This is a genomic window from Rhodohalobacter sp. SW132, from assembly GCF_003390325.1.
In the GTDB taxonomy this organism is placed as follows: Bacteria; Bacteroidota; Rhodothermia; order Balneolales; family Balneolaceae; genus SW132.
In genome coordinates, this window is sequence record NZ_QUOK01000005.1 from 271,576 (window position 1) to 283,398 (window position 11,823).

Genomic DNA, 11,823 nt, shown 5'->3' on the forward strand with positions numbered 1-11,823 from the left:
AGCCCATACATATTTAAAATGAAGCTACACAGCTACACTTGATGCTTTCACGCCATATTTGTCCTTAAAGCATTTGGAGAAGTATGAGGGGCTGTTGTATCCAATCTCCAGGGCAATTTCAGAAAGATTGTATCGGTTCTCTTTGATAAGTGACAGTGCTCTGTTCAGGCGTATATCACGAATAAAAGTGACCGGCGAGCGTCCGGTGATAGCGGTTACTTTCCTGTAGAGCTGCGGTCGGCTGATACCGATTTCATGACAGAGTTTTTCAACATTAAATGCGTGATCAGAGAGATTCTCCTCAGTGATGTTAAACAGTTGTTCAAGAAACTCTTCTTCGGCTGATTGTATCGCTTTTAACGAGGAAAAGCTCTTCGGTTTCTCCTCCATTGCACTTAATCTTCTGGCGATGTTCGATGCAACAATTTCCCCGTCACCGGCAATTAAACTGAGCCGACGGGCAAGCTTTATGGTTTCATCAAACAAATGATCACTCATCGTCACCGGCTGACCGCCCCCAAGCCCTATTTTGAAGGTGATGTTCCAGGACTCATCCTCCGGGTTCTCCTTTCGTTTTAACAGCTCGGTTTGTATCTCAATGGCGCATTCCATGGCTTCATCAGCCTGTGTAAAGACGCACAGCATGCCATCATAATCATAGTCTTTAACCTCTCGTCCCTGGTAGGATGGAATGATTTCCTGGATCAGTATTTTGGGTTTAGCGGGCAGAATTAACTCACTCAAATCCTTTGGTAATGTAGCTTTTGTAATTCCCCAAATATCAATCGCAAGTACATATCGGTAGGCTTTGTCTAAATCGCCGTCTTTCCCCACTACTATTCCATCATCGAGCTGATGGGATTCACCCATAAATAACTTATAAAAGCCGCTCTCAACCTGTACTATCTGACAGGCGATATTCCCATGAGCTTCCTGGTGGACAGCTTCACAAGCCTCCTTATCCGGCGCCTCGATCAGGCAGAAGATTGTTCCGGCTTCCTGATTCACCCAAAATTGCAGATACCTGACGCCATATTTATCCTGCACGGATTTATCTGCCATGTGGCCCAGTTTTACCGCATCGATATCAATCTCTTCAACCAAGTGGTAATCCATGAATAAAGGCATAATGTCGCATATAAAAGGTAGGAGTGACCCTTAAATGTAACTAAATAAATGGAATTTCAAAGTTTGACTTATATTTATTCAAATAAATACATTTTAAAAATCAAAATTCTTAAAGCCTCCACTATTCCTAAACCGTCGTCGCCTCATTCACCTCAATCCAATAGCCGTCAGGATCCTTGAAATAGATTTGTCGAACTCCATCTGCGCCTGATGTGTAGCTGTGGAGCGTGCCGAAGGAGTCGTGCAGAAGGACATTTTTTAAGTTCAGCCGAGGAATCACTCCGTCAAGATCTGAGGTTTTAAAAGACAAGTGAAGGCTAACCGTTATTTGTATTCTTGATGTATTCTCCTCGTAATCTGATATTCGCCCTCCCTAATCGGAAACCAACAGATATAGTCCCTTTATTATCCGGCTCACGATCTCCGGAAGCTCAAGAATCTCATTATTATGAACTGCGCTTTTCTTAAGGTTGTTTCCAAAATATCGATCAATGAAGGCCGCCAACCCGGTGGAGTGATAATTATTCTGGCAAAAATTTTGCCTGCCACAGGGTGTAATCTTTTTTGCTGATTTTTTGTATATATACTCTTTGCCTTAGTTTATTGTGGACAATCTAAGTAAGTGAAGTTTTACGGGACAAAAAAGCCTGATTTTAAACTATTTACCACTTTTTATTTATCATTTGAGGATTTTAGGAATTCAATAAATAGTAAAGGTTTAAAAAGTGCATGTGAATTGTGAATATAAACCTCATAAAAGTTCAATCCGATAGAGATTGTAAAATGAAAAAAACTGCTATCATCACCGCAGCCGCAAATGGAATAGGAAAAGCGGTGGCTACACTGTATGCAAGCAAAGGATTTCAAACCGTTCTTACAGATATCGACTCTGAAAACGGTGAAAAACTACGGTGGCGGCTCCGTGGTTAATATCGCCTTCACCCGAGCGCTGATGTCAGAGAAGAAAAGCGAGGCGTATGCTGTCTCTAAAGGCGGACTCCTGGCACTAACCCACGCAATGGCGCTTTACTATGGTGTGGAGAATATCACCGTGAACTGAATAAGTCCCGGCTGGGATCACACAGGCGGTTACGAAAAGCTGCAGGATGTCGATCACAGCCAGCACCTTTCCGGCAGAGTATGCAAACCGGATGATATCGCCGGGAGTGCTTTTTTCTCACACAACCGGAAAACAATTTCACCAACGGGGAGAACCTGGTGATTGATGGCGGGATGCCTTGGAAGATGATGTATTAGTATTGAAGTCCGGAATGCTGGCATATTGCTTTGATATCTCTGAATGCCTTAAACCTGTGCATCCGGCGAATTCAGCCCAAAGCGTTCGCATAACCCGGGAATGCTTTCAAAATCCATTTCGAGTGAATATTTCTCGTTAATTTTCACGGCTTTTTCCAAATCGCTACCCCAAAATTCGGCAAGTCCACGGAAGTAGTTCTCAAATCCTGCTGGGGATATGACTTCAATAATCTGACAGGGATTGTCTCCTGCATTCCAGAAGGTATGCCATTGTCCTCGAGGCTTAAACACCCACGTTCCCGGCCCTGCCTCCACAACATCATCTCCAAGCAGAGCCCCCAGTTTTCCCTCAATCACATATGAGTATTCATCCTCATTGTGATGATAGTGAAGCGGGGCAGCCAGCGTTTTGGGTGCAATGGGATGGTGAACTATAGAAAACCGTTCTCCGGTCTGCGGACCATCAATCTTCCACTGTACACCTAAACCATCGAAATCAAATGAATCTCCTGCATTGGAAAGGATTACCGTCGGTTTACCATTTTTTGAACTATTCATAGTTTTCCTTCAGATTTTCATTAAGGTTATATAACTGAAACAAATCGAATGTTGAATTTCTTCTCAAATGTGAGTTTAATTTTCACATTAGGAAAATATCCCAGGACCACACAGCCTATAAGCCCCCCAATGAAAGGCCATGCCAAATTTCAATGAACTACCTCGAGGCAGAGCCTACGAGGTATCAAATTGGGTCCCATACCTTTTTGGTCGATATGGAGTTTATTCTGGAGTGTCTTCCTTTTAGGCTGTCCAAAAAGAGCGCCATCCCGCACTTGACGCGGGATCTCCCATCCCAAAAATGGGCAGGAGATATCGCTTCGCGGGGAAAAGATGAGCGGATCGGGGTCCGGTATGACTGAGTGGAGAATATTTCAATAATACCGCGCACTTTTTGGACAGCCTTGGAATAAAACCACTTATGATTAAAGTAAACCTGTCGACACTTTTTCCCCTAATCTCATCTCATACGCATCAAGTACCAGGCGCGCCATCTGTTCAAGAGTGAACTTTCCTGAGTTTATGATCATATCGTAATCTGTAGGATTTCTCAGATCTTTGTAAAAGTACCTTTTAATAAAATCCGCCCGCTCTTGATCCTTCTTTTCGATCAATTTTCGGGCTTCAATTCTGTTCATATCATTTCTTTCAGCATACAGTAAAGTTCTTGTCTTTAATGGCGACACCACACGTACGTGAAATGAATTCTCTTTCTCACAAATATAATTTGCACCTCTGCCAACAATTATGCTCTTGCCATGCTCTTCAATAGTTTTTACAGTACGGATTAACGACCGGATATAGTTAACATTTGTACTTATTTCACTCATAAATCCGCTTACGGCATCTTCTATATCTGCCTGTCTTCGTTCATCCAGAGTTTCAAGAAATTTAACATCACTGTCCAGATCCTCAGCAATAGCTCCGAGAATTTCTTTATCCCAAACCTCAAACCCCGTCAATTTTCCCAGTTCTGCAGCCATTGCAGCGCCTAATGCTCCAAATTCCCTGGAGATAGTGATAACCGGATATACTGATTCTTTAGCTTCAGTTGATATGGCCTGGGCGTTTCTGCGATTCCAGGCTCTTATTTGATGATCAACTTTTTTTGAAATATTGATTCCCATGATAAATGGACTTTTGTTTCATATTAAACCGTGACTTGAGAAGAAACGGTGCAGGCTACAGCGACCCAATGATACTAAATTGGAAACAATTACATAAAACATTTCACGGCTATGATATTAAATATCACCACAAAAGTCTGCTGAAAGAGCTCTTGCAGGCTTAAATTATTTTGAAAAATGGCACTATCTAATAAGTGATAATTTCCGGAATTGTACCGTTTTGCCTGCGGTAAGTCTGTAGAGATCAATCCCGCTTGAAAGACGGCTCAAAAACCAAGAATCAGCGCGTGGGGAAACTCCCGGTTTTCAAAACGGCGGACATCCGGTTCATGCGTGTACTGATCCGGCTCCGTCCATGCCGCGCCGAGAATATCGGGAGAGAGAGACTCCATTCCGAGATCCAGCATGCGGTTTGAAACGACTCAATCAAATATTCGAGCTCTTAAATCATCAATTAGAACATACATTCCGGGCAGAATCAGAAGTGTCAGAAACGTACCCGCAATCAAGCCGCCGATCACGGTTACCGCAAGCGGCTGAAGAATTTCGTACCCTTCGCCGATCCCGATGGCAAGTGGCAGCATTCCAAATATTGTGGTTAACGTAGTCATCAATATCGGCCTGAACCGAACTTTACCGGCTTCAGAAATGGCCTCGATAACGTTACGGTTTTCTTTTTTTCGGTACTGTTCAGCAAATTCAACAAGCAGAATAGCGTTATTAACGACAATACCGATCAGAAACACAATTCCAAGCAAAACAGATGCGCTCAACGATAATCCTGTAATCCATAGAGCGAGGGCTACTCCTATCAGTGCAAAAGGAAGCGAAGCGATGATAACAAGCGGACTAAACAGTTTTTCATATTGAATGGACATCACAATAAACACAAAAAAGATGGCAAGCAGGATCGCAATCTGCAGTGATCGGGATGACTCTTCAATCGCCTCCTGCTCCCCCGCGTAAATCAAACTGTAACCGTCTGGCAGATCAAAACCTTGCATTGCATCCCGTACGCGGCTGCCTACTTCACCCACTGTCGCTTGATTAAGGTTTACTGTGGTATTGATCCAGACCACGCGAATCTGGTTAAACCGTTCTATATGAGCCGGACCCGTGGTTTCTTCAAATGAGACCAGACTTCCAAGCTGAACGGTATTTCCAGCCTCGTTCATAATTGGAATCTGCCGGATACCTTCAACGGTTCCGGTCACATCCCGTGAGTACAGTACCCTCACAGGGTATTCAAATCCGCCCTCCACATAGTGGGTTGGCACAACGCCCTCAATGGCACCATTCAAAAATCCTGCAACTCCCTCTGAGGTAATGTTGAATTGAGATGATCGCTCCTCATCCACACGAATCAGCATTTGCGGAATTCGTTCATCACGGCCAATCTGAATACTGCCGATTCCTTCAATACCTTCCAGTCTGCTGTAGGCATCCCTCGCAAAATCTTCGAGCTGGTCGAGATCTTCCCCGGTAATTCCGACCGCGATATCCGCATCTACCAGGCTGGTCTGCAGCCCTTCTATTCTGGGGCCTCGCACACGCTGCTGAATAAATGGTAGTCCAAGTTCACTGACTTTTGCCTGGAATTCTGATACCCACTCTTCAGCTCTGAAACCGTCGCGTTCGGAGTGCGGAACAAGCTGAACCACACCATCGATCATCCCTCCGCGAACAGAAATTTGCCCACCCCGGAAATATCCGCCTACCGTCATGTATTGCGTATCAACATACGGCATCTCTTCGATGGTGTCGCGAAGAATTTCCGCCACTTCGTTTGTCGGTTCAATCGAAGTTCCGACCGGAAGTGTAAAACGAAATGTTATTCGTCCGTCATCCACCGAAGGCAGAAATTCCGTTCCCAGGTCGCGGACAAGCCAGATACTTCCCAGCAGCAGGACGACTACAGCAATCATGAAAAGCCATTTTTTCTGTACTGTTTTGATCAGGGATGAGTGATAGGAATCACGGAGGCGGTCGAATCCCCGGTTAAACGCACGAATTCCTCTCGTTCCGGACAACCCCTTGCGGGAATCCGATTCCCTAAACATGGCAGACAGAGCGGGCACAAGAGTGACAGCCGCAAGAAGAGAAGCCACAATAGCAAAGGCGATGGTAAAGATGAGTTCACGGAAAAGCAGCGCAGCCAAACCGGTGATCAGCAAAAATGGGAGAACGGCAGCAAGGTTGGTCATGGTTCCGGCTACAACTGCAGAGAGAACCTCACGCGAACCTTCGTGCGCAGCCGTTTTGGGATCTTTACCCAGATCTTTCTGATGGCGAAAAATGTTTTCGATCATAACAATGGCGTTATCGATCAAAAGTCCCACGCCGAGAGCGAGTCCGCCCAGGCTCATAATATTTAATGTTAGGCCACCTGCGTTCATCAAAACAAACGTTGCAATTATGGCCACAGGAATCATGAGCGCAACAATCAGAGAACGGCGGATACTTCCCAGAAACAGGAGAATCACATTCATGGCGAGAAGGCCGCCAAGAATGGCTGCTGTAGTTACCGACTCGATCGAAGAAGTGATGAAAAATGAATCGTCACGAATCACTTCAATATCGTAATCAGCTGTGATGAAACCGGAATCTGTGAGTTCATCTATCCGGGATTGGATGTTATCTATCACCTCCACAGTATTTGCCATTGGCTGTTTCATGATCGAAACCTGGACAGACTCATCCCGGTTCAGGTAAGCAAAAAGGCGCTGTTCCCGGTTACTGTCTGAGACATCCGCAATATCAGACAGGCGCACGGTTCTGTTCATATCAGCAACGGGAACGAGTGTACCGGCCACATCTCTGAAAGAGTTGAAGCGGGTTTCCGTGCGGGCCAGGATATCGTACTCATAGGAGGTAATATTTCCGACAGATACATCCACATTCCGACCGGCAAGTACGCCGCTGAGATGATCGATGGTGATGCCGTATGAACGAAGCCTTTCGGGATCTGCAACAACCTGGATTTCCCGCTCTTTACCACCTCCCAGGTCGATCGTACCCACACCCGGGATGGAGGATAGCTGGGGCAGCAGGCGTTGATCTACCCAGTCCCGCACCTCAATGGGTGAACGCACCTGCGACGAAATGGCCAGTTCAAAGACGGGGCTTTGCGAGGGATCCATTTTCATAATTCGCGGCGGATCGATGCCGTCCGGCAATTCAGTTCGTGCACGTTCGAGTTGCCGGCTTGCATCCTGCAGGGCGATATCAATATCTGTATCAAAATCGAAATACATCTCGATGTAGCTCCGCCCTTCGGACGCACGTCCATGAATCTCGGTCAGGTTTTCCGTGGCAGATAGATTTCGCTCCAGTGGCCGTGTAACCTGCTCTTCAATCACTTCCGGGGTTACACCCGTATAATTCACCACAACCCGAATATGGGGATAGTCGATCTGCGGCATCAGATCTACCGCCAGCCGGCCGGAAAAAAGGATACCCAAAACGATAACAGCTGATGTGATCGCCAGCGTACTGATCGGCCTGCGAATGGACCAGGATGAGATTCCTTTATAGCGGGAAGTTGATTCTTCGTTATCCTTTTCCATATCTGTCACTCCCTCAGTTTCTAAATCCGTGTCGCCTGAACGTTCCCACTACGCGAACTTCCGAACCGTCTTCGAGGGCTTCGAGGTTTGCAGCGGCCACTTTATCTCCCTCTTCTATACCGCTTCGGATTTCTGCAAAACCATCGCGCCTGATGCCAACTTCCACTGAAACCATCTCCAAACGGGTTTCATCATCGCTGAGTTTAAAGAGATAATATTCGCCATCCCGTTCCGCAACGGCTTCGGATGGTACCGTAAGAACACCGGACCGCTCATCAGCAACAAACCGAACCCTGGCGAGATATCCCGGCCTCACCGTTGGTTTGTCATCTTCCTGAACAAGCTCCACCTCTACTGTAAAGAGACGCGTTGCAGCGTCAACACCCGGAAAAATCCTTCGAATAGATCCATTGAAAGTTCGGTCGGGATAAACATCGAGCTGAACTTCAACGTTTTGCCCCACTTCAAGTCCTGCCAGATTCATTTCAGAAAGTCCCGGACGAATCACCAGGAGATCTAAATCCGCTACCGTAAACAGTTGTTCGTTTTCCGATACACTGTTGCCCGGTTCCACAAGACGTGCAGTAACTGTTCCCTGAATCGGGGATGTAACTGTGCCATATTCTATTTCAAGCTCCAGTCGATCCACCTCACTTTCTGACTGTTCAAGAGCCCTGCGCGATGAAAGAAGTTCAGCCCGGGCAATGGCCTCTCTTTCGAATAAGACTTCGTTACGCTCATTAATATCCCTCGCCTCTTCAAGTTCAGCTCTTGCCCTGCGAAGCTGAATTTGCTGCTGACGAACATCCAGCCGCGCCATAACATCGCCGCGATGTACTTCATCTCCCTCTTCAAAATGGACCTCTTCGATCAATCCCGACACGCGGGATGCCACATAGGAACGGGTATAGGCTACCACTTCTGATGATATGCTAAAACGATCAGAGAGATCTCTCGCTTCTGCTTCAGCAACCGTGATTGGCGGAGACTGTGATGTTTCTGAACTTTCAGAGTCATCATCGCATGCAGTGATGAAAAGTATGATTAACAAAGGTGAAAATAGCCGCAGAAAACGTAGTTTAATTTCCATATCACAAATAAAAACAAACTAAATAGATTGATTTGTTATAATTTAATAAATAGTGAAGGTTTAAAAAGTGCATGTGAATTGTGGATAAAAACCTCACAAAAGTTCAATCCGATAGAGATTAAAATATGAAAAAAACAGCCATCATCACCGGAGCCGCTAATGGAATTGGAAAAGCCGTGGCTGCACTGTATGCAAGCAAGGGATTTCAAACCGTTCTTGCTGATATTGATTCGGAAAACGGGGAAAAACTTCAGGCCAGTTTGAAGCAGAAAAACCTGGACGCTCTTTTTGTGAGGTGTGATGTGTCCGATCCTGAATCCATTGACCATCTTGTAAAAACAGCAAAGGATCAATTTGGCCGGATTGATGTGCTGATCAACAATGCGGGCATTTCCGATTTTGCCCCGCCCGATGAGCTGACCGTTGAGGATTGGGATCGGGTGTTGAACACCAATCTCCGAAGCAGTTTTCTTCTCACCCGCGCCGCAATTCAATTAATGAAGGAGAACGGAGGCGGATCTGTGGTCAATATTGCATCCACACGAGCGCTGATGTCAGAGAAAAACAGTGAGGCGTATGCTGCATCAAAAGGCGGACTCCTGGCGCTGACCCATTCGATGGCGGTTTCCTATTCAGGGGAGAATATCACCATAAACTGCATCAGTCCCGGCTGGATTCACACCGGTGATTACGAAAAGCTGCGCGATATCGACAACAGTCAGCATCTTTCCGGCAGAGTTGGAAAACCGGAAGATATTGCGCGGGCATGCCTTTTTCTCACACAGCCGGAGAACAACTTCATCAACGGGGAGAACCTTGTGATCGATGGCGGGATGACACGGAAGATGATCTATGAGCATTGAGCTTTTGGAAATCTCAAATCAGTTTTCACATATTGATTTATTAATGAGAATTTGTCGCGTAGTCATCGGATGAGGCATTCATGAATAATATATTGATCCGGAATTATTCGCTTTTTCGGAAAACTCATCCGATGACGACACACCTCATGAACGATCCCATTACACCGAATTCGATAATTCCGACAGACTTTCAGAAATATGTTTGCAGAGAGAATCCCATTGAGATTTACTCGTAAACCAATGTTTTTGATTTACCTCGATTTCTATCCCGAGATAATTCTCTGACTCGAATTTCTTGCGGAGAGATGAAGTAAGCCCGTCAGCAGACCCAAGGTACGGCCGGTTCATCCTCACCCGGAGTTCAGGAAGATGATCGTCCAACACTATTTTCCAGTTTCGGCAAAACGCTTGTTCAGATTTTTTCTTCGGATCGTACAAAAGTCCGATATCCAGGTTTCGCTCAGTTCCCTCCCATACTGGCGTAAACGTATGAACGCTTATATGAATCACGCGATATCCGGATCCCATTCCTTTTTCGATTTCATCCCGAACGTTCTCCCGGTATGGCAACCAGTAATTCTCCATCAGTGTAGATTTCTGATTGGCCGGAAGAGATTTCGTGAACTGCGAAAACAGGGATCTGTGACCTTTTGACCGGTTGGGTTCAATTAACAACCGCGTCCAGGGATGGGTGTGGAGATTCGCCCCCATCTTTTCCGCCACTCTCTCTGCCAGTACCACTGCTCCCGGGTCCCATCCCCGATGTGAATCCAGTACATCTTCAGAACCTTCAAATAGATGAGACCATTTTTCGGGTACCGCATTGGAGGCGTGCTCGCAAGATATGATAAACTGATTCTGCATTCTCAGCTGCCACTCAAAAACATTTCGCCGGCTTCCAGTGCATCACAAAGCTGGGCGTACACCCGTTGCAAATCTTGTTTTTGAAAATCATTCGGCAAGGCGTTCAAAATCCGCCTTGCCAGCGGACCGTTTCGGAATATCACCTTGAGTGCATGTTGTGATTCTTCATCAATATCTCCCGAATCTTTCACCTGCTCATACAGAAACTGCCACAGATCACCGGCTTCCATTTCGGCTTTGTCGATACCAAACAGCTGCAGATACTCCCGGTTGGAAATCACTGCTCTCTCGCCATCTTTAACCACGGCCATCAGGATGTCGTAAAGATCTTCTTCACTCCAATTTTTTTGATCGTCCAGGCTGCTCCAGGTCTCGTCCATCATCCGCTTTGTGGCGGCAACAAAAAGCTGCAAAATAGCGATATCGGCTTTCGGGCACTCCTGGATATCCATCACGCGAATTTCAATTGCCCCGCGATCAAACCGCGCCATGATGCCCCGGGAATTGAGCCATTCATCCTGCAAAATCCCGTCCGGATCATAAGAGGAGATATCTCGGTACATCGGCTCAAAAATGGAGCTGTAGTACGCATCACGTGTAAACACACGCTCGGGAATAATCCGGCCCGTGACAAATGGAATTTTGGAAGAGTTGGTACGATACACCTCCATCCGGTAGTTCAGGAACGGTTTTATTTCGCGGTCCGCAATGGGCGAAGCGGCGGAGAGGGCAGGCAGCAAAGGAGTAAGAATACGCAGTGCCGCACAAAGTTGTTCAAATTCCGAGTCTCCATTGAACGGCAGATTCAGGTGAGTGCTCTGGAGGTTCGCCCAGCCGTGGCCGCGGCAATCAAAAATTCGGTTATAGGCATCATAAATCGGGTTGTCTTCATGAGGCCAGATTTTCATCTCGGTGAAGGGATCCATCCACGGATGCATGGCGCCGGGCATCAGCTTGGCATTCAGGGCTTCCAGCTTTTGATTCACTTCCTGAACTTCAGCCTGGAAATCCCGGCCTAATCCCAAAAGATTTATAGACGGACCATCACTTTTGATTTCGATCACATGCAGAACCAGCTCGTTGCTCCAGGCAAACGGGCCACGGGAAACCTCGTTGGCAATCTCCCCGGCAACCGATTTCAGCAATTTATCCGATACCGGCAGCACATCCAGCATATCGCGATCCACAATCATATATTCCATCTCCACACCGTACCCATCAAAAAGGTGCAGCGGTCGTTTTTGCCGGATTTTCATAAAGTTGAGATATTTTTCAGGAAATTAATTTATTGGTATTATTTATAAGAAAAATCTCTTCTCGAGAGACTGTAAAAAATACCTTGTCAAATTATCGGTGCCTTTAAATTTTTA

The 11,823-nt window shown here is 46.1% G+C and carries 11 protein-coding genes and 1 pseudogene; 3 read left to right on the top strand and 9 right to left on the bottom strand.

What is annotated here, in order from left to right; translation table 11 throughout:
* Nucleotides 1-24: 24 nt before the first annotated feature.
* Nucleotides 25-1,128: a nickel-binding protein gene (locus DYD21_RS11760; RefSeq protein ID WP_116036892.1), complete on the bottom strand. Its 1,104-nt coding sequence runs from the start codon at nucleotides 1,126-1,128 to the stop codon at nucleotides 25-27.
* Between the two features lie 127 nt (nucleotides 1,129-1,255).
* Nucleotides 1,256-1,438, bottom strand: coding sequence for a VOC family protein (locus DYD21_RS11765; RefSeq protein WP_116036895.1), 183 nt, complete (start codon nucleotides 1,436-1,438; stop codon nucleotides 1,256-1,258).
* A 473-nt stretch (nucleotides 1,439-1,911) separates the two neighbouring features.
* Between DYD21_RS11765 and DYD21_RS11770 the strand changes: the two genes are divergently transcribed.
* Both DYD21_RS11770 and DYD21_RS21505 read left to right on the top strand, forming a co-directional pair.
* Nucleotides 1,912-2,058: an SDR family NAD(P)-dependent oxidoreductase gene (locus DYD21_RS11770; protein WP_116036897.1), complete on the top strand. Its 147-nt coding sequence runs from the start codon at nucleotides 1,912-1,914 to the stop codon at nucleotides 2,056-2,058.
* Nucleotides 2,036-2,385, top strand: a pseudogene (locus DYD21_RS21505) (SDR family oxidoreductase); the annotation flags it as partial. The gene DYD21_RS11770 and the pseudogene DYD21_RS21505, both read left to right, overlap by 23 nt.
* A 48-nt stretch (nucleotides 2,386-2,433) precedes the next feature.
* On the opposite strand, the gene DYD21_RS11780 reads toward DYD21_RS21505, so the two are convergent.
* The 5 genes from DYD21_RS11780 to DYD21_RS11800 form a co-directional block, all read right to left on the bottom strand.
* Entirely contained in the window at nucleotides 2,434-2,943 is a 510-nt protein-coding gene (locus DYD21_RS11780; RefSeq protein ID WP_116036900.1) for a cupin domain-containing protein, read from the bottom strand.
* A gap of 425 nt (nucleotides 2,944-3,368) precedes the next feature.
* Nucleotides 3,369-4,070, bottom strand: coding sequence for an AAA family ATPase (locus tag DYD21_RS11790; protein ID WP_116036904.1), 702 nt, complete (start codon nucleotides 4,068-4,070; stop codon nucleotides 3,369-3,371).
* A 266-nt stretch (nucleotides 4,071-4,336) separates the two neighbouring features.
* Complete coding sequence (locus DYD21_RS21075) at nucleotides 4,337-4,477, bottom strand: hypothetical protein (RefSeq protein WP_158551605.1); 141 nt, start codon at nucleotides 4,475-4,477, stop codon at nucleotides 4,337-4,339.
* A 15-nt stretch (nucleotides 4,478-4,492) separates the two neighbouring features.
* Nucleotides 4,493-7,636 (bottom strand): efflux RND transporter permease subunit, encoded by a 3,144-nt coding sequence (locus DYD21_RS11795; protein WP_116036906.1) that lies wholly within the window; start codon nucleotides 7,634-7,636, stop codon nucleotides 4,493-4,495.
* A gap of 13 nt (nucleotides 7,637-7,649) precedes the next feature.
* Nucleotides 7,650-8,726 (bottom strand): efflux RND transporter periplasmic adaptor subunit, encoded by a 1,077-nt coding sequence (locus DYD21_RS11800; RefSeq protein ID WP_116036909.1) that lies wholly within the window; start codon nucleotides 8,724-8,726, stop codon nucleotides 7,650-7,652.
* 125 nt (nucleotides 8,727-8,851) lie between these two features.
* Between DYD21_RS11800 and DYD21_RS11805 the strand changes: the two genes are divergently transcribed.
* Nucleotides 8,852-9,589, top strand: a complete 738-nt coding sequence (locus tag DYD21_RS11805; RefSeq protein WP_116036911.1) for an SDR family NAD(P)-dependent oxidoreductase — start codon at nucleotides 8,852-8,854, stop codon at nucleotides 9,587-9,589.
* A 159-nt stretch (nucleotides 9,590-9,748) separates the two neighbouring features.
* Here the strand turns inward: DYD21_RS11805 and DYD21_RS11810 are convergent, their stop codons facing one another.
* Together DYD21_RS11810 and DYD21_RS11815 are read right to left on the bottom strand one after the other, a co-directional pair.
* A complete protein-coding gene (locus DYD21_RS11810) occupies nucleotides 9,749-10,453 on the bottom strand; it encodes an N-formylglutamate amidohydrolase (protein WP_116036914.1) in 705 nt (234 codons plus the stop codon).
* Between the two features lie 2 nt (nucleotides 10,454-10,455).
* The gene (locus DYD21_RS11815; RefSeq protein ID WP_116036916.1) at nucleotides 10,456-11,709 is read right to left on the bottom strand and encodes a glutamate-cysteine ligase family protein; all 1,254 of its coding nucleotides are present in this window, start codon (nucleotides 11,707-11,709) and stop codon (nucleotides 10,456-10,458) included.
* Between the last annotated feature and the right edge of the window lie 114 nt (nucleotides 11,710-11,823).